This is a genomic window from Saccharothrix mutabilis subsp. mutabilis (assembly GCF_039521145.1).
GTDB lineage: Bacteria > Actinomycetota > Actinomycetes > Mycobacteriales > Pseudonocardiaceae > Actinosynnema > Actinosynnema mutabilis.
The window spans coordinates 80,635-98,661 of record NZ_BAAABU010000009.1; the positions used below are offsets into that span (position 1 = coordinate 80,635).

The window sequence follows — 18,027 nt, forward strand, 5'->3', positions numbered from 1 at the left end:
AGACGCGACAACTATAGCCCAGCCATGGACCGTCACCCACCAGGGGGTGCGGTCGTTAGCCCGTACGTGACGCCGCTCACGCGCGCGCCGCAGCCGACGTCGCCGTCGTGGGAGGTACCGCACCGATGCGCCTGATGGCCCTGCCCGCCGCCGCCGTGCTGGTCGCGCTGTGCGCCGCCCCCGCGTTCGCCCAGCCCACGACGACCCCGGTGCCCGGTCCGCGCGACCCGAACCAGCCGCCCGCGTCGGCCGGTCCGCCGATCACCGCGCACGCGGTCGGGGACGCCGGCACGGGGCTCGCGGTGGTGCGGTTGGCGCCGGAGTCCGTGCCGACGAGCACGATCCTGCCGGGGTTCAGCGAGCAGCTGCCCAAGCAGTCGGCGGCGGAGGTCGGGGTCGGGTTGGCCAGCGCCCAGGCCAACACCGAGGCGTTCCTGACCTACGAACGGGCCGTCGCGCAGGCCTCCCCGCTCGGGTTCGCCGTGCAGGGCCGCGCGCCGCAGACGCCCGGCACGCTCGTCCAGACCGCATCCCCGGACAACGCCGCGCCCGCCACCGGCGGCCTCACCCCGCCGCCGACCCCGCTGGACGCCCTGCTCAAGGTCGGCCTCCTCAACGGCAGCGCCCACGCCCGCTGGCACGACGAGCTGGGCCCGTGCGTGTCGCCGCTGGCCGACGCCCGGACGTCCGTCGCGAGCCTGTCGGTGCTCAACGCCATCCCGACCCTGCCCGGCTCGACCGACCTGACCGGCATGCTCACCGGCGACACGCCCAAGCTCGACGCGGCCGGCAAGCAGGCGCTGATCGACGGCCTCAAGGGCCTCGGCGCTCCGCTCAGCCGGCTCGGCGGCCTGCTGTCCGGCTCGCCCGACACCGGCGCGACCGGCTCCCTGCTCAGCCTGCCCGACACGCTCAGCGCCCGCTCCACCGTCGAACTGGTGGACCTGCCGGGCAGCGCGAACAAGGCCGTGAAGTCGACGTCCACCCTCCAGGCGGCGAGCGTCCGGCTGCTCGCGGGCACGCCGGTGGAGATCCGCATCGACGTCGTCAGCCAGCCGACGCTGACCGCCCTGTCCACCGGCGACGCGGCCACGTCCGGGATCACCTACAGCGCTCCCGTGCTCCGGGTCTCGCAGGGCGGCAGGGAACTGGGCGTCCTGGACGCCGCCAACCCGAAGCTCGACGTGCCGATCGGCCTGCCGCTCACCGGCGACCTGCCCGTCGTCGGCGCGCTGGGCGAACGCAAGCTCGACATCGGTGTGCTGCGGTTGCAGATCGCGCAGCTCAACGAGAAGTCGATGGTCCTCGACGGTCCGCTCCAGCAGGGCGGTCCCGTGATCAAGGGGTTCATGCTCGGGGCCACCGCGCGGCTGCTCGACCTCCAGCTGTTGCCGACCGACGCCCTCGGGCTGCCGAACCTGCCGTCGGCGTTGGCACAGGTGTCCCTGGGCGAGCAGATCGTCCGCGCGGCGGCCCCGAACGGCGGGGTGGTGTGCGCGCCGGCCCAAACGCCGCCCGGCGGCGGGCAGGCCGCCCCGCCCAAGAACCAGGGCAGCCACCCGCTGGCCTACACGAACGCCGCCTACAAGACGATCCCCATCTTCTGGACCGGGACCGCCCTGCTGCTGATCGGCGTGGTAGTCGTGGCAGCGATCCCGACCAACCGACCCCGACCCCGGCAAGTCACCCCATCGAGTGACATGTCAGGTTCGGAACCGAACGACGACTCCCGCGTCCCGTGAATTAGGAGGGGACGGGGCGGGGCGGCGGTCGGCCCTCACAGCGGTCGGCCCTGACAGCGGTCGGCCCTGACAGCGGTCGGCCCTGACAGCGGTCGGCCCTGACAGCGGTCGGCCCTCACAGGCCGATCGTCCGACCGACCTCGACCGGGCCTGAGCAGCCGCAACAGGGCCTCGACGAGGTAGTGGTCGCCGTAGGGCAGCGACACTTCGACGCCGACCTCGGCCGGCCGGTGCGACGTCACCGATCTCGGCCGGCCGGTGCGACGTCACCGATCTCGGCCGGCCGGTGCCGCATCCCCGAGCCACTGGTTCCGGTCGCGTTCCGGTCGCGCGGAAGCGTCCGGGAGAGGCGGGGAACCGCTGGTCAGCCGCGGTGCAGGGTGGTGAGCATGGCTTCCACCGCGATGCGCGGCTTCACGTTCAGCTCCAGCGCCTCCCGGCACGCCAGCACGGCCTCCAAGCGCCGCAACGTCGACTCGCGGGACCACGTCCGCGCCGCCTCGCGGGCGTCCTCGGCCCGGTCCGGGTGGTTCAGCACGGCCTGCGCGCCGGTCGCCGTCACGAGCACGTCCCGGTAGAACGCGGCCAGGTCCACCAGCGCCTGGTCCAGGGAGTCGCGCTGGGTCCGGGTCGCGCGGGACTTCTGGCGCTTCTCCAGGTCCTTCAACGCACCCTTGGCGCCGCGGGTCGCCGCCGCCGTGCCCTTCCCCGTGCCGCCGGCGCCCATCGCGGTCTCCAGGGCGTGCCGCTCGGCCTCGTCGCGCGCCTCGTTCGCGGTCAGCGCGTCCGCCTCGGCCGCCTGCACCAGGCTGTCCGCGCAGGTGAAGATGTCCGCCGGCCGCCGCAGGCCCAGCGGGATGCGCAGCACCGACTCCCGGCGCGCCCGCACGGCCTCGTCCGACGCCAGCCGCCGCGCGCGGTCGACGTGGCCGCCGGAGACCGACGCCGCCCACGCCGCCTGGTCGGCCGGCACGCCCTCCTCGCGCAGCGCCTCGGCGATCGCGTCCAGCCGGGGCGTGCCCAACGACACGATGCGGCACCGCGACCGGATGGTCACCGACACGTCGTCGGGGTGGTCGGACGGCGCGCACAGCAGGAACACGGTCCGGTCCGGCGGCTCCTCCACCGCCTTGAGCAGCGCGTTCGCCGCGCCCTCGGTCAGCCGGTCCGCGTCGGCGATGATCACGACCTGCCACCGCCCGGACGTGGGCCGCCGCGCCGACACCTGCACCAGCGACCGCATCTCCGCCACGGAGATCGAGAGCCCCTCGGGCGCGACCACGCGGACGTCCGCGTGCGTGCCCGCCAGGGTCGTGTGGCAGCCGGAGCACTCGCCGCAGCCCGGCCGGTCGCCCACCACCGTGCACTGGAGGGCGGCGGCGAACGCGCGGGCGGTGACCGAGCGGCCCGAGCCGGGCGGACCGGTGAACAGCCAGGCGTGGGTCATGGCGCCGGGCGCGGGCGTGCCACCGGCGACGATGGACGCGGCGGCCTCCGCGGCGGCGCTCAGGACGGCGACCGCGTCGGGCTGGCCGACGACCTCGCTCCACACACCCTTCACGGCGAGAAAACCTACCCAGCCCTCACGACGACTCGACCACCGGCCGCGCGGACGACCGGGTCACCAGCGGCACCACCACGGCGCTCACCCGGGCGGCCACCTCCTCGGCGGACCCGTCCGCGTCGACCACCACGTACCGCTCGGGGTCGGCGGACGCCATCTCGGTCAGCAGCCGCTGCACCCGCCAGTGGTCCTCGACCAGGCCCTTCCCGGGCGACGCGGTCGGGGTCCGGTCCAGCAGCACGGTCACGTCCGGCCGCAGCCGCCCGGTGGCCCAGTCGACCAGGCCCTCCAGCTCGCTGGGCTCGACGCTGCCGACCGCGCTGAAGTGGGCGAGCGGGCTGTCCACGTACCGCTCCATCACGACCACCGCGCCCTCGTCCAGCGCGGGCCGCACCTCGCGTTCCACGACATCGGCGCGCACGGCCGCGGCGACCAGGGCGTGCGCCCGGACCCCGGCGAGGTCGGCGGTGGACAGCAGGTTGCGCAGCCGCTGCTCGTCCAGGTCCGGGTCGGAGGCCAGCAGCACCTGGCGGCCCTCGGCGCGCAGCGCGTCGGCGAGCAGCCGGGCCTGGGCGGCGGTGTCCGCGCGCCGCTCCCCCTCGACGGCGATGAGCAGCCCGCCGGTCCGCCGGCGCCGGCCGCGCAGGGCCGCGAGCAGGTCGGACAGGATCGGCTCGGCGCGCCGGTCGTCCATCTGCCGGTAGGCGATGAGCCCGAGCAGGATCGCGATCAGGGCCGCGCCGAACAGCACCGGGCGGGTGGCGTCGACCTGCATGGGGTGGCCGAACACGGTCACCGTGCGCCGCTGGATCAGGCTGACCAGCAGCGGCGCGGTGCCCGAGGCGGCGAACAGCACGATCTTGAGCAGGGACTGGATCAGCGCGACGGTCCGGCCGCGCATCGCGTCCTCGACCTTGGAGCCGACGATCGTCAGCCCGGTCAGGAACGCCATGCCGGCGCAGCCGCCGACCAGGGCGACGGCGATCAGCGCGACCCACAGGTGCGGCGCGATGGCGACGACGAGCAGGCTCGTGCCGGCCAGCACGATGGTGACGCCGAACAGCCGGTCGTAGGTCAGCCTGCGGGCGGCGCGCGGCGCGACCGCCATGCCGACCGCGAGACCGGCGAACACCGCCACGAACAGCAGGCCGAACGTCGAGTCGCCGCCGAGCAGCGAGTTGGCGTAGAGCTTGGCCGTGCCGATCACCGCGCCGGCCGCCGCGAACGCGCCGATCATGCCGATGACCAGGCCGCGGACCAGCGGGGTGCGGCCGGCGAAGCGCAGCCCGTCGCGCAGCATGGCGAAGAAGCCCTCGCGCTCGCCCTTGACCGGCTTCGTGCGGGTGATGCGGCCGGACAGCTCCGGGATGCGCACCGCGACCAGGATCGCCGAGGTCACGTAGAGCGCGCCGTTGACCATGACGGCGATGGTGGCGATGCGGAACTCGATGTCGGTGTTCTGCAGGTGCAGGTAGCCGGGGATGCCGGAGATCAGCGAGTACAGGCCCGCGCCGCTGATGACCGAGATGCCGTAGGTCATGACCAGGCCGAGCTGGTTCGCGGTCTCCACCTGGTCGGGGCGGCGCAGCAGGTTCGGCACGGCCGAGTCCTTGGCCGGGATCCACAGCATCGCGCAGCAGCCGACCAGGAAGTTCGCGATGAACAGCCACCAAGCGGTGCCGACGAGCGCGATGGAGATGAACAGACCGCCGCGCAGCAGGTCGCAGACGACCATGATCTTGCGCCGGTCGAACCGGTCGGCCAGGACGCCGCCGAGCGGGGCGAACAGGATGCCCGGCAGGAGCTGGGTGAGGACCACCAGGCTGAGCGCGAAGCTCTCCCACTGGTAGCTCTGGGTCAGCCGCGAAACGAGGCCGGTCAACGCAAGAAGTGACAGCCAGTCACCAACACTGCACAGATAGGTGACACCCCACAGCCTGCGGAACGGCCGGATCGCCAACACACTGCGAATCCGGTGGCTGGTTGACGCCGCTGTGCCGCCGCCGTCCTGGATGGTGCTCACCCCCGCCGTTCGTGCAGGCAATCAGGGTAGCCGGGGCTGCCTGGTCACATGACCACATCCACCATTCGGGTGGTTGATCGGTCACGAGAACAGTCTGACCACCGCTTCGATGATCGCACGCACGACCGGGTAGAGCAGCCCCCCGAGCACCGCGAGGACGGCCAGGCAGCCGAGCCGGCCGGCGGTCCGCTTCTGCGGTGTTCGCGCAGGCCGGGGGGCTCGCTGCGGGAGTGGCGCGTGCGGCGGGACGACGGGGGCGGGCGCGTTCTGGGCCGGTTGCCGGCCCACCGGGTACGCGTAGGGCGAGGGCGGCGGCGCTTGTGGCACGTTCCACCCCGCCGGCTGCGCGGACCGACCGGACTGCACAGACCGACCGGACTGCGCCGAGCCGCGAGGCTGCGCGGGCCGGCCAGGCGCGCGGCGTGCGGCCGGGCGGCGTTCCCCGGCACCCGCCGACGCGCCGGATTGTCGGTACCCGGTGGGATCATGGAGACGGGGGCCGGAGGCCGCCCCCGACACCGGATCGACCACCGCGGGCGGGCTCGAACCGGCCCCGGCCGGGGGCAGGCGTTCGCCGGTCACCAGGCCCGCGAGCGGGTCCGGGAAGAAGCGGGGCGGCGGTGGGGCCTGCGTGCCGTCCGGGCCGAAGTCGTCCGGGCCGAAGTCGTCCACCGCCGCATCATCCCGCTAGCTCTTCGACTTGGCCGGCGTCTTCTTCCGCGTCGTCGTCTTCGTCGCGGTCTTCGCGGTCGACTTGGCGGCCGTCTTCTTCTTCGTCGCCGGCCCCTTCGCCCGCTTCTCCGCCAGCAGCTCGGCCGCCCGCTCGTCGCTGAGCCCCTCGACGCTGTCGGACTTGCGCAGCGACGCGTTGGTCTCACCATCGGTCACGTAAGGACCGAACCGGCCCTCCTTGACCACCATCGGCTTGCCGGACACCGGGTCCGCGCCCAGCTCCTTCAACGGCGGCGCGGCGGCGGCCCGGCCCCGCTTCTTCGGCTCCGCGTAGATCTTCAGCGCCTCGTCGAGGGTGACCGTGAACAGCTGGTCCTCGCTGGTCAGCGACCGCGAGTCGGTGCCCTTCTTCAGGTACGGCCCGTACCGGCCGTTCTGCGCGGTGATCTCGGCGCCGGTCTCCGGGTCCTTGCCCACCACGCGCGGCAGCGACAGCAGCTTCAGCGCGTCGTCCAGCGTCACCGTCTCCAGCGACATGGTCTTGAACAGCGACCCGGTGCGCGGCTTGGGCGCCTTCTTGCCGTCCGGCACCTCCGGCAGGACCTCGGTGACGTACGGCCCGAAGCGGCCCTCCTTGGCCACGATCTCGTGCCCGCTGACCGGGTCCACGCCGAGCGACCGGCCCTCCTGCGGGGTCGCGAACAGCTTCTCCGCGATCTCCCGGTTCAGCTCGTCCGGCGGCAGGTCGTCGGGCAGGTTCGCCCGCTGCGACGCCCCGTCGACCTCGCGCTCCAGGTACGGCCCGTACCGGCCGACGCGCACCACGACGGTGTTGCCATCGCCGTCCACGAACAGCGGGATCGAGTTGACCTCGCGCGCGTCGATCTCCTCGACGCTCGACCCGACCAGCTTCTTCAAGCCGCCGGACCGGCCCACCGACGACTCGGGGCCGACGTTGCCGCCGAAGTAGAACCCGGACAGCCACGTCGTGCGCTCCTGGCGGCCGGCGGCGATGCCGTCCAGCTCGTCCTCCAGCGCGGCGGTGAAGTCGTAGTCCACCAGCCGGCCGAAGTGCCGCTCCAGCAGCCCGACCACGGCGAACGCCACCCACGACGGGACCAGGGCGGAGCCCTTCTTCCACACGTAGCCGCGGTCCTGGACGGTGCTGATGATCGAGGCGTACGTGGACGGCCGCCCGATGCCCAGCTCCTCCATCGTCTTGATCAGGCTGGCTTCGGTGAACCGCGGCGGCGGGGACGTCGAGTGCCCGTCCGCGGACAGCTCCACCGCGGTCAGCGCCTGGTCCTTGACCAGCTGCGGCAGCCGCGACTCGGCGTCGTCGGACTCGCCGCCCGCCTCGGCGTCCACCGTCTCGACGTAGGCCTTCAGGAAGCCCGCGAAGGTGATGGTGCGGCCGGACGCGGCGAAGGTGACCTCTTCCCCGCTCGCGGCCCTGCCGGTGATGCGGATGCTGGTGGTGTTGCCGCGCGCGTCGGCCATCTGGGAGGCGATCGTGCGCTGCCAGATCAGCTCGTAGAGCTTGAACTCGTCGGAGTCCAGCTCGCGCGCGACCTGGCCGGGCGTGCGGAACACCTCGCCGGCGGGGCGGATGGCCTCGTGCGCCTCCTGGGCGTTCTTGACCTTCCGGTTGTACTGGCGCGGCTCCTTGGCCACGTACTGGCTGCCGTACAGCTCGGTGGCCTGGGCGCGGGCGGCGGCGATGGCCGTCTCCGACAGCGTCGTGCTGTCGGTGCGCATGTAGGTGATGTAGCCGTTCTCGTACAGCTTCTGCGCCGTGCGCATGGTGCGGTCGGCGGAGAACCGCAGCTTGCGGCCCGCTTCCTGCTGCAACGTCGAGGTCATGAACGGCGCGTACGGCTTGCGCGTGTACGGCTTCTCCTCGACGGAGGCGACCGTCATCCGGGCGTTGACCAGGCCGTCCGCGATCGACCGGGCCCGCGCCTCGTCCAGCACGCGGACCTCGGCGCCGTCCTTGAGGCGGCCGTCGGGGCCGAAGTCGCGGCCGGCGGCGAGGCGGACCCCGTCCACGGCGACCATGCGAGCGCCGAACGTGCGCGGCGCGGCGTCCGCACCGGCGTCCATGACGGCGGACACGTCCCAGTAGGAAGCGGTGACGAACTTCATCCGCTCCCGCTCGCGCTCGACCACGATCCGGGTCGCCACGGACTGCACGCGGCCCGCCGACAGCTTCGGCATGACCTTCTTCCACAGCACGGGGCTGACCTCGTAGCCGTAGAGGCGGTCCAGGATGCGGCGGGTCTCCTGGGCGTCGACCAGGTCCTGGTCCAGGTCGCGGGGGTTCGCGGCGGCGGCGCGGATGGCGGGCTCGGTGATCTCGTGGAACACCATCCGCCGGACCGGGACCTTCGGCTTCAGGGTGTCCAGCAGGTGCCACGCGATGGCCTCGCCCTCGCGGTCGCCGTCTGTCGCGAGGTAGAGCTCGTCGACGTCCTTGAGCAGCTCCTTCAGCTCGGCGACGGTCGACTTCTTGTCCGGCGTCACGACGTAGAGGGGCTCGAAGTCGTGGTCGACGTCCACGCCGAGCCGCGCCCACGGCTGGCCCTTGTACTTCGCAGGCACGTCGGCCGCGCCGCGGGGCAGGTCGCGGATGTGTCCCTTGGATGACTCCACGACGAAGCCGTTCCCGAGGTAGGACGCGATCTTGCGCGCCTTGGCGGGCGACTCGACGATCACCAACCGCCGATTGCCGCCTGCCGAGTCCCCGTTGGTCTTCCTCGCCCGTGTCGATCCAGCCACGCCGTCCCGCTCTCTCCGAACACTGTGTCCCGACCCGCCAGTGTGCACTGTCCTGTGTCGCCGCCGGGGCAGCCCCGGTCGGGACAGGGTGACACAACTGTGCCCGATCGCTCGGCAGGAGGACCGCTACGCGGCGGGCCACGTCCGTTCGCCGACCCCGCGCGGGGCGCGGCCGACCAGCTCCGCGAGGCGCTCCAACCGCCGCCTGCCGACGACCCGGAGCGCCGGACCGCCGGACTTGAGCAGTGTGGCCGGCAGCCCCGAGGACGCCAACGCCTTTTGCAGCGGTTCGTGCGTGTCGGGGGCGGAGGGGTCCAGCCCCAGCACGTACCCGGACTCGGCCCAACGGCCCGACGCGAGCGCCCACATCCGGAGTACCCCGCCGTGCGGGGTGAAATCCGGCGGGACGAGTTTGGCGTCGCCCTCGCCCCACTGCGCAGCCAGTCCCGTGAGGTCGGTCCGGAACGGCGTGGCGACCTCCCACACGTCCGGCGGCGGCTCCTCCTCGACCGGTTCAGGCTCCTCGGTCACTTCGGCCGCTTCGGGGTCCGCGGGCTCCGGCTCGACCACCGGCGGCGGAACGAGGGCCACCCGCGCCTGCACCCCCCGCTCGGCCAGGGCCGCCACCAGCGCGGACCCCCGCCACCGCTCGTCCAGCGGCACGGCGATCCGGGCGGCCCGTCCCCGCGCGAACCCCACGGCCCGGCCGGGCCCGCAGAGCAGGCCGGCCAGGTCCGCGACACAGGGGTGCCGCGCCTCGGCCGAGAAGAAGGACAGTTGCCCCACGGCCCCGCAGCGTAGAACACACGTTCGAGGCACGCCTAGCCCCGACCGGGCGATCTCAAGGTGGAATAACGCCTCAGCCGCCGAGGCCCTTGAGCTTCTCGGCCATCTCAACGCACTCCGGCGCCTTCTGGAACGCCTGGCTCAGCTCCGGGTCGTTGCGCAGCTTGTCGACCTGCGCCTGGAGCTTGCTCACGTCCGCCTGCTCCGAGCCGAGCTGCTCCAGCTTGGTCGCGAACTCGGGGTCGTTCGGGTCGAGCTTGGCCAGCTCGACCCCCGCCGCCTGGAGTTCCTTGCCCGATTCGGTGAACGACTTCACGACCTCGTCGTGCGCCGCCTTGGTGCTCGCCGTCGGCGCGCCCAGGCCCTCCAGCTCCTTCGCCGCGTCGGACAGCGCCTTGCCGCCCTTCTCGGCGTAGGCCATCAGCGCGGCCTTCTGCGCGGCCGGGTCGGACTGGCCGCTGAGCAGGGTCTTCAGCAGTTCCACGATGGCCTCGGCGGTGGGCGTGATGCCCTTGCAGAACGTGCCGGTCCACTTCACCGGGTCCGCGGTCGCGGCGGCGGTCGTGGTCGTGGTCCGGGGCGCCGTCGAGGGGCCGCTCGACCCGGAACCGGAGCACGCGCCGGTCACGAGAGCCGCGGCCAGCACACCGGCCACGGCGATGGTCTTCTGCACGAGGTTCCCCCCGGAGTCGGTGACGGGACGGGCCGCAACCTACTCCCTCACGACGTCGGGGTGCTGCCCACCGACGGCCGCAACGTGCGCAGGTCCTGGCAGGAGGTGGCCTGTTCCGCCGCTTCGCGCAGCTCCGGCGTGGCCTCCAGCGCCTTCAGCGGCTCCACGAACTGGTCCAGCCGCGCGATGGCGTCCCCGGCCGCCTGGAGCCCGCCCACGGGGTCGTTGGCGTCCGCCGCGTCCACGGCGGCCTTCGCGTCGGTGAACGACTTGCCGATCCCGGCGAACGTCTCGGCCATCTTGGCCACCTGCTCGTCCCCGCCGGCGACCGGCGACGGGCCGACCTCCTTCAACTGGGTGGCCGTCTTGTTGAACGCGTCCGCGAGCTGCCCCATGTAGGCGCTCATGTCGGCCTTCAGCTTGGCGGGGTCGTTCGCGTCGAGCTTGGGCGGCGTCTTCTCCACCGCGGCGAACGACGAGGAGGCGGTGCACACCTTGTCCATCCAGGCGACGGCGTCCGCGGAGGGCGACGACGTGCCCGTGGCCTGGGGCGAGCCGCCGTTCGAGGAGCACCCCGCGGCCACCAGGGCGGCAGCGGTCACCACGGCCAGGCGGAACCTCATCACGTCCACTTCCTCTCGAACACCGGCACGTCCAGTGTGCCCACGCAACCACACCTCCACACGCCGAAGCGGGCGCCCCCCGCGTGGGGGACGCCCGCTTCCTCCAGCGAACCGTCAGGCCGCGCCGTTGGACACGGTGGCCTCCGCGGGCGACTCGGCGATGGCCGTGCCGCGCCGCTTCGACACCACGACCGCCGCCACGATGATCACGGCGGCCACGATGGCGATGGCGTACCGGACGCCCGCCGACGCGCTCTCGCCCACCGAGAAGGTGACGATGGCCGGCGCGATCAGCACCGACACCAGGTTCATCACCTTGATCAGCGGGTTGATGGCCGGGCCGGCGGTGTCCTTGAACGGGTCGCCGACGGTGTCGCCGATGACGGTGGCCGCGTGGGCGTCGGAGCCCTTGCCGCCGTGGTTGCCGTCCTCGACCAGCTTCTTCGCGTTGTCCCAGGCGCCACCGGAGTTGGCCAGGAAGATCGCCATCAGGGTGCCGGTCGCGATGGCGCCCGCCAGGTAGCCGGCCAGCGGGCCGACGCCGAGGCCGAAGCCGACCGCGATCGGGGCCATGACCGCCAGCAGACCCGGCGTGGCCAGCTCGCGCAGCGAGTCCTTGGTGCAGATGTCGACGACCTTGCCGTACTCGGGCTTGACCGAGCCGTCCATGATGCCGGGGTTGTCGCGGAACTGGCGGCGCACCTCGAACACGATCGCGCCCGCCGCCCGCGTCACCGCGTTGACCGCGAGACCGGAGAACATGAACACCACGGCCGCGCCGATACCCACGCCGACCAGCACGTTCGGCGAGAACACCAGGTTGGAGAACGACACCGGCAGGCCCTCCAGGCCGACCTTGACCTCCGCCAGGGCCTGCTCGATGGCGTCCCGGTAGGAGCCGAACAGGGCGGTCGCCGCCAGCACGGCGGTGGCGATCGCGATGCCCTTGGTGATGGCCTTGGTGGTGTTGCCCACCGCGTCCAGCTCGGTGAGGATCTGCGCGCCCTCGCCGTCCACGTCGCCGGACATCTCGGCGATGCCCTGCGCGTTGTCCGAGACCGGGCCGAAGGTGTCCATGGCGACGATGACGCCGACCGTGGTCAGCAGGCCGCAGCCGGCCAGGGCGACCGCGAACAGCGCCACGACCACCGAACCGGACAGCAGGAACGCGCCGTAGACCGCGCCGCCGATGACCAGCGCCGTGTAGACCGCCGACTCGAAGCCGACCGAGATGCCGGACAGGATCACGGTGGCCGCGCCGGTCAGCGAGGTCTTGCCGACATCCTTGACCGGCTTGTGCTCGGTGCCGGTGAAGTAGCCGGTCAGCCACAGGATGACGCCCGCCAGCACGATGCCGATGATCACCGCGATGGCCGCGATCAGCGCCGGGTTGCCCGAGGTGGACTTGATCGCGTCGGACACGCCGTCCAGCTCGCTGAACGAGCTGGGCAGGTAGACGAACGCCGCCACCGTGCACAGGACGGCCGAGATGACCGCCGAGATGTAGAACGAGCGGTTGATCGCCGTCAGGCCGTTCTCACCGGCGCGGGCGCTGGTGATGTAGACGCCGATGACCGCCGTGAGCACACCGATCGCCGGGACGATCAGCGGGAACAGCAGACCCTGCGCGCCGAACGCCGCGGTGCCCAGGATCAGCGACGCGACCAGGGTGACCGCGTAGGACTCGAACAGGTCGGCCGCCATGCCGGCGCAGTCGCCCACGTTGTCGCCGACGTTGTCCGCGATGGTCGCCGCGTTGCGCGGGTCGTCCTCGGGGATGTTCTGCTCCACCTTGCCGACGAGGTCCGCGCCGACGTCCGCCGCCTTGGTGAAGATGCCGCCGCCGACCCGCATGAACATCGCGAGCAGCGCCGCGCCGAACCCGAAGCCCTCCAGCACCTTCGGGGCCTGGCCGGTGTAGACGAGCACCACCAGCGCCGCGCCGAACAGGCCGAGGCCGACGGTGAACATGCCGACCACGCCGCCGGTGCGGAAGGCGATGCGCATGGCCTTCTCGCGGCCACCCGTCTCCTTCGCCGCCGCCGCCACGCGCACGTTCGCGCGGGTGGACAGCCACATGCCGAGGTAGCCGATCACGGCGGAGAACGCCGCGCCCACGATGAAGAACAGCGACCTGCCGATGCGTTCCCCGGTGTCCTCAGCGGGGAGCAGGAACAGCAGCGCGAACACGATCACGACGAAGATGCCGAGCGTGCGGAACTGCCGGTTGAGGTAAGCCGCTGCGCCCTCTTGAACCGCCTTGGCGATCTCCTGCATCTTCGCGGTGCCCTGGCCCGCGGCCAGCACCTCCCGAAGAAGCAGGTAACCAATGGCTAGGGCGGCCAGGGCGACCACGGCGACCACGGCGACTAGGCCCTGGTCACCTCCGGAGAGCTCAAGGCCCTCCGCGAGGAATTGCCGGGACATCCGTCCTCCTGGTGAGTGTTCCAAGCCCAACGGCGGGAAGCACCGCGTTGCGCCGGCACCGGCGCCACCGCGAGGTGTCGGCACCGTCACAACGTGACGCATCCCTCATTGGATGCGATAGCGGCGGAGTCTATTCATAGCGCGCAAGCTTCTGACACCGCGTCCCGATCCGTGCACACACCGTTATCCACGCAGGAAGCAACCGTGATGTCGGTGGGGTGTGCGAAGCTGCGCCTCGTGGCGAACCAGGCACGTCGACTGCTGGACCGGGTCCTCGCCGGGGTTCCGGCCGGCGAATCGCCCCTCACGCACACCACCGACCTGGCCCGGAGGCCCGCGGACACCGTTCCCTGGCCGTCTTGGGCCCCGCCGGATGCGGTAAAGGCGCTGGTGGAGCGCGGGGTCGTGGAACCGTGGCGGCACCAGGCCGAAGCGGCGTCGCTGGCCTGGGGCGGTTCCCACGTCGTGCTCGCGACGGGGACGGCTTCGGGGAAGTCGCTGGCATACCAATTGCCCGTGTTGACGGCCGTTCACAACGACCCGAAGGCAACAGCTCTGTACCTGTCCCCCACGAAGGCTTTGGGCGCGGACCAACTCCGGTCGGTGGAGGCGTTGGGCGTCGCGGGGGTTCGGGCGGCGTCGTTCGACGGGGACACGCCGATGGCGGAACGCGACTGGGTGCGGGCGCACGCCAATTGGGTGTTCACCAACCCCGACATGCTGCACCGGGGTGTGTTGCCGAACCACTCGCGGTGGATGCGGTTCTTCCGGAAGCTTTCCTACGTCGTGGTGGACGAATGTCACTCGTACCGGGGAGTTTTCGGCTCGCACGTGGCGCTGCTGCTGCGCCGGTTGCGGAGGGTGGCGCAGCGGTACGGCGCGGACCCGGTGTTCATCCTGGCGTCGGCGACGGTGGCCGACCCGGCGACTTCGGCTTCCCGCCTGGCCGGGGTTCGGTGCGCGGCGGTGACGGAGGACGGGTCGCCGCGGGCCGCGCGGACGGTGGCGCTGTGGGAACCGCCGTTGCTGGAGGAGCTGGAGGGTGAGAACGGCGCGCCGGTGCGGCGGTCGGCGGGCGCGGAGACGGCGCGGATCCTGGCGGACCTGGTCGTCGAGGGCGCGCGGTCGTTGGCGTTCGTGCGGTCGCGGATCGGGGCGGAGCTGACGGCGATCGGGGCGCGGCGGCAGCTGGCGGAGGTCGATCCGGAGCTGTCGGAGCGGGTCGCGGCCTACCGCGGCGGCTACCTGCCGGAAGAGCGGCGGGCCCTGGAACGGGCGCTTTCGTCCGGCGAACTGCTCGGTGTCGCGTCGACCAACGCGCTGGAACTCGGTGTGGACATCGTCGGCCTGGACGCCGTGGTGGTGGCCGGGTTCCCGGGGACGTTGGCGTCGTTCTGGCAGCAAGCGGGACGGGCCGGGCGGACCGGTGACACCGACGCGTTGGTGGTGTTCGTGGCGCGCGACGACCCGTTGGACACCTACCTGGTGCACAACCCGGCGGCCGTGTTGGAGAAGCCCGTCGAGGCGACCGTGCTGGACCCGACCAACCCGTACGTGCTCGAACCGCACCTGGCGTGCGCGGCGGCGGAGCTGCCGTTGACGCCGGACGCGCTGGAGCCGTTCGGCGGCGCGGCGGCGGTGGCGGTGCTGGACGACATGGTCGCCCGAAAGGTACTGCGACGTCGGCCGAACGGGTGGTACTGGACGTCCCACGACCGGCCGCACGCGGACGTCGACATCCGGGGGTCGGGCGGCGAGCAGGTGGTGGTGGTCGAGGGCGAGACGGGCCGGATGCTCGGCACCGTGGACCCGGGCGCGGCGTGCTGGACGGTGCACGACGGGGCGGTGTACCTGCACCAGGGCGAGTCGTACGTGGTGGACCGGTTGGACCTGGAGAGCGGCATCGCGCTGGTGCACGCGGAGAAACCGGAGTGGTCCACCACCGCTCGGGACACCAAGGACATCGCCGTCGTGCGAACGCTGGAGTCGAGGGTCTACGAGGGCGTCACGGTCAACCTCGGAGAGGTCGAGGTGACCTCGCAGGTGGTGGGCTACCTGCGGAAACTGCCGTCGGGTCAGGTGATCGACGCGGTGGCGCTGGACATGCCCACGCAGACGCTGCGGACGCGGGCGGTCTGGTACACGGTCGACGCGGAACTGCTGGGTAGTGCGCCGGGGGGCGCCGGTCTGGAACCGGCGCGCGTCCCCGGCGCACTACACGCCGCCGAGCACGCGGCGATCGGCCTGCTACCCCTGTTCGCTACGTGCGACCGTTGGGACATCGGCGGCGTCTCGACCGCGCTGCACCAGGACACCGGGGAGGCGACGGTGTTCGTGCACGACGGTCATCCGGGCGGAGCCGGATTCGCCGACCGCGGTTTCGCCGCGGTGGTCCCGTGGTTGGCCGCTACGAGGGAGGCCATCGCTGCTTGCACGTGCCCGGCCGGGTGCCCGTCCTGCGTGCAGTCGCCGAAGTGCGGGAACGGCAACGATCCGCTGGACAAGGCGGGCGGGTTGGCCGTGCTGGACGTCGTGCTCGGGGTCGTCGGGGCGAAAGCTCACGACGTCCGGCACGGCCGGGTCGAAGGGTCGTAGGGCTGGGGCCGGTCGGGATCGATCGGCCAAGGTGGGGAAGCAGGTCCGGCTGGGCCTGCCCACCCGGTCACCGGCGACTCGCGCTCGGCCGGCCCGGGTTGCGGTGGGCGGTGCCGTCGCGGCCCGGCTTCCGGCGGGCCGTGCCGCTGGGGCCCGGCTTCGGGCGGGCCGTGCCGCTGGGGCCCGGCTCCCGGCAGGCGGTGCCGTCGCGGGCCCCGCTGCCGGCGAGCGGTGCCGTTGCCGTCCGCCCCGCCGTCCCGCTGTCAGGCCCGGTCGGCGGTGAGGAGGCCGAAGTCGGCGGGCGCGTGGACCGCCTCGGTCAGCGCGTCCTGCACCACGCCCGGCTGCGGGAGCTGCCAGGCGCAGATCTGGGGCTTGACCCGCCAGTGCACGACGCCGTGCTGGAAGGGGGTCGGCGGCAGCGGCACGTACTCGCCGCGACCGTAGTGGTGGACGTCGTGCTCGGCGACCCAGTCGGCGCGCAGCGCCTGGCCGGTCGTGACCAGGAACATCCAGCGGCCCGAGGGGGTGGCGACGATCGGCGCCGGGATCCCGGTGGCCCGCAGCGCCACGGCGGCCCGCCGGCCGAGGTCCGCTCCGACCTCGATGGCGTCCACGCCGTGCCCGGTGGCCAGCAGGATGCTGTAGGAGCGACCGGCCCACCACGTGGCGACCTGCTCGGCCTTGGTGCCGATGCGCTCCTGCCAGTCGCGGTGCACCGGGACGGGGCCGTCCTGCTCAACGCCCTCGCGACCGGCCCACTGCGCACCCGCCGGATAGGTGCCCGGCAGCACAGGCCACCCGTGCCACGCGAGGTTGACCGCCTCCGCGCGCAGCTCGATGCGGAAGGCCCCGCGCCAGCTATCCGACCACTCCATCTTCCGTTCGCCTCCTTGGACCACGACACAGTGTCGGGTGTTCTTCGACACCGTGTCGGTGCCGCCACTTGAACTAACGTCATGGCAGGCACCTCTGGTAACCCCCGGTCGACAACTGGTAGGTACGGAACGGCGAACGCCGTGCCGCCCACCGGCCGACAGAACGCTCACGTTCCCGATGCCCGGCACCCAAACCGCATTGGCGCGGTGTGTGAGTCCGCTCACCGCCGGGAGACGACCGTTCGTCGCGGCGGACGGCAGGACGGGTTCAGCCGGACCAGCCCGAGCCCGCGCGCTGAGCGCACCGAGCCCCATCTCCGGACCGCTCACCACCACGGCAACCTCGACCCCGCTCACCACGCACTCGACCAGCGCGACTCCCATCCGCTCGGCGACAAGAGCCGCCTTGCCGCAAGCCACGGTGTCCCCGTCGAGCACGTACCCGGCCGCCCCCACCGCGGCGAGATCAGCCGCCGCCGCCACCCGATGCCGAGCGACGACGATCCGCCCCACCTCGATCCCGATCACCACGGCCGAGAACACAACGCCGATCACCGCGACGGCGAACACCGTCACGCTCCCCCGATCACCCCGAACCACACCTCACCGCCCCCTTCCCCTCCTCATCGGCCACTCGCACCGATACCCGGCTCAACCACGGCAAAGGCACTGGCCCGCACATCGACCAACCGCCCCGCCGCCGACACCTCGACCGACGCGGTGTCCCCCTCCTTCCGCACCACGAGCACGGCGCCGTCCGGCGCGATGGCCCGCACCACCGCCCCGGCCCGCCCGTCCTCCCCGCGCGCGACGAGCCGGGCGGCCTCCCGAGCGGCGTCGGTGCACCGGATCTGCGCGACCACCGCCATGACCGCCTCGACCCCGAGCACCAACACGGCCACCAGCCCACACACAGCCAGCGCCGCCTCAACAGTCGCCGCACCCCGATCGCCAACGGCCACCGCGCCCTGCCCGCCGACGCCCGCCGCCTCCCGCCCGCCGAAGAGCGCCCCGCCCTGCCCGCCGACGCCCGCCGCTTCTCGCCCGCCGAAGAGCGCCCCGCCCTGCCCGCCGACAGCCGCTCGCCGCCCGCCGGACGTCATGCGCCTGCCGTGAAGGCCTTTTGCAGCAACCCCTGCAACAGGCCCATCACCCAGTCGCCCTTGAGGATCACCAGCAGCAGCGTCGCCAGCCCGGCGGCGGCGAGCGTGCCGATGGCGTACTCCGCAGTCGTCATCCCCTTGTCGTTCAGGAACATCTCGCACC

Annotated in this window: 13 protein-coding genes and 1 pseudogene; 2 read left to right on the forward strand and 12 right to left on the reverse strand. The window is 72.6% G+C overall.

All coding sequences use genetic code 11. The features are described 5' to 3' along the window. Positions 1 to 125: 125 nt before the first annotated feature. Positions 126 to 1,742 carry a hypothetical protein gene (locus ABD126_RS21080; RefSeq protein ID WP_343935577.1) on the forward strand — a complete coding sequence of 539 codons (1,617 nt, stop codon included), beginning with the start codon at positions 126 to 128 and terminating at the stop codon, positions 1,740 to 1,742. A 364-nt stretch (positions 1,743 to 2,106) separates the two neighbouring features. Here the strand turns inward: ABD126_RS21080 and ABD126_RS21085 are convergent, their stop codons facing one another. The 8 genes from ABD126_RS21085 to ABD126_RS21120 form a co-directional block, all read right to left on the reverse strand. Beyond that, a complete protein-coding gene (locus tag ABD126_RS21085) occupies positions 2,107 to 3,303 on the reverse strand; it encodes a DNA polymerase III subunit delta' (RefSeq protein WP_343935578.1) in 1,197 nt (398 codons plus the stop codon). Positions 3,304 to 3,325: 22 nt separating this feature from the next. Further along, positions 3,326 to 5,329 (reverse strand): bifunctional MFS transporter/dTMP kinase, encoded by a 2,004-nt coding sequence (locus ABD126_RS21090; protein WP_343935579.1) that lies wholly within the window; start codon positions 5,327 to 5,329, stop codon positions 3,326 to 3,328. Positions 5,330 to 5,410: 81 nt separating this feature from the next. Then, positions 5,411 to 6,001: a hypothetical protein gene (locus ABD126_RS21095; RefSeq protein WP_343935580.1), complete on the reverse strand. Its 591-nt coding sequence runs from the start codon at positions 5,999 to 6,001 to the stop codon at positions 5,411 to 5,413. Positions 6,002 to 6,016: 15 nt separating this feature from the next. Continuing rightward, on the reverse strand, positions 6,017 to 8,779 hold the full coding sequence (gene topA, locus ABD126_RS21100) for a type I DNA topoisomerase (RefSeq protein ID WP_343935581.1): 2,763 nt from the start codon (positions 8,777 to 8,779) through the stop codon (positions 6,017 to 6,019). A 126-nt stretch (positions 8,780 to 8,905) separates the two neighbouring features. Then, complete coding sequence (locus ABD126_RS21105; protein WP_343935582.1) at positions 8,906 to 9,565, reverse strand: hypothetical protein; 660 nt, start codon at positions 9,563 to 9,565, stop codon at positions 8,906 to 8,908. Positions 9,566 to 9,638: 73 nt separating this feature from the next. Beyond that, the gene (locus tag ABD126_RS21110; RefSeq protein WP_343935583.1) at positions 9,639 to 10,238 is read right to left on the reverse strand and encodes a hypothetical protein; all 600 of its coding nucleotides are present in this window, start codon (positions 10,236 to 10,238) and stop codon (positions 9,639 to 9,641) included. A 47-nt stretch (positions 10,239 to 10,285) separates the two neighbouring features. After that, on the reverse strand, positions 10,286 to 10,861 hold the full coding sequence (locus ABD126_RS21115; RefSeq protein ID WP_343935733.1) for a hypothetical protein: 576 nt from the start codon (positions 10,859 to 10,861) through the stop codon (positions 10,286 to 10,288). Positions 10,862 to 10,975: 114 nt separating this feature from the next. Next, positions 10,976 to 13,288 (reverse strand): sodium-translocating pyrophosphatase, encoded by a 2,313-nt coding sequence (locus ABD126_RS21120; protein ID WP_343935584.1) that lies wholly within the window; start codon positions 13,286 to 13,288, stop codon positions 10,976 to 10,978. Between the two features lie 207 nt (positions 13,289 to 13,495). On the opposite strand from ABD126_RS21120, the gene ABD126_RS21125 reads away from it, so the two are divergent. Then, on the forward strand, positions 13,496 to 15,883 hold the full coding sequence (locus ABD126_RS21125) for a DEAD/DEAH box helicase (protein ID WP_343935585.1): 2,388 nt from the start codon (positions 13,496 to 13,498) through the stop codon (positions 15,881 to 15,883). Positions 15,884 to 16,146: 263 nt separating this feature from the next. Here ABD126_RS21125 and ABD126_RS21130 read toward each other — a convergent pair whose 3' ends face one another. The 4 genes and pseudogenes from ABD126_RS21130 to ABD126_RS21140 form a co-directional block, all read right to left on the reverse strand. After that, on the reverse strand, positions 16,147 to 16,761 hold the full coding sequence (locus tag ABD126_RS21130) for a bifunctional DNA primase/polymerase (protein ID WP_343935586.1): 615 nt from the start codon (positions 16,759 to 16,761) through the stop codon (positions 16,147 to 16,149). 285 nt (positions 16,762 to 17,046) lie between these two features. After that, a pseudogene (locus ABD126_RS38820) lies at positions 17,047 to 17,361 on the reverse strand (Rv3654c family TadE-like protein); the annotation flags it as partial. Between the two features lie 23 nt (positions 17,362 to 17,384). Next, on the reverse strand, positions 17,385 to 17,864 hold the full coding sequence (locus ABD126_RS21135; RefSeq protein ID WP_343935587.1) for a TadE family type IV pilus minor pilin: 480 nt from the start codon (positions 17,862 to 17,864) through the stop codon (positions 17,385 to 17,387). Next, positions 17,861 to 18,019: a DUF4244 domain-containing protein gene (locus ABD126_RS21140; protein ID WP_343935588.1), complete on the reverse strand. Its 159-nt coding sequence runs from the start codon at positions 18,017 to 18,019 to the stop codon at positions 17,861 to 17,863. The genes ABD126_RS21135 and ABD126_RS21140 overlap by 4 nt, the downstream gene beginning before the upstream one ends. Between the last annotated feature and the right edge of the window lie 8 nt (positions 18,020 to 18,027).

Excerpts from the sequence above, each read along its gene's own strand:
- ABD126_RS21080 (WP_343935577.1), top strand. The coding sequence starts at position 126 with ATGCGCCTGATGGCCCTGCCCGCCGCCGCCGTGCTGGTCGCGCTGTGC.
- ABD126_RS21115 (WP_343935733.1), bottom strand. The coding sequence starts at position 10,861 with ATGAGGTTCCGCCTGGCCGTGGTGACCGCTGCCGCCCTGGTGGCCGCG.
- ABD126_RS21120 (WP_343935584.1), bottom strand. The coding sequence starts at position 13,288 with ATGTCCCGGCAATTCCTCGCGGAGGGCCTTGAGCTCTCCGGAGGTGAC.
- ABD126_RS21125 (WP_343935585.1), top strand. The coding sequence starts at position 13,496 with ATGTCGGTGGGGTGTGCGAAGCTGCGCCTCGTGGCGAACCAGGCACGT.
- ABD126_RS21130 (WP_343935586.1), bottom strand. The coding sequence starts at position 16,761 with ATGGAGTGGTCGGATAGCTGGCGCGGGGCCTTCCGCATCGAGCTGCGC.
- ABD126_RS21135 (WP_343935587.1), bottom strand. The coding sequence starts at position 17,864 with ATGACGTCCGGCGGGCGGCGAGCGGCTGTCGGCGGGCAGGGCGGGGCG.
- ABD126_RS21140 (WP_343935588.1), bottom strand. The coding sequence starts at position 18,019 with ATGTTCCTGAACGACAAGGGGATGACGACTGCGGAGTACGCCATCGGC.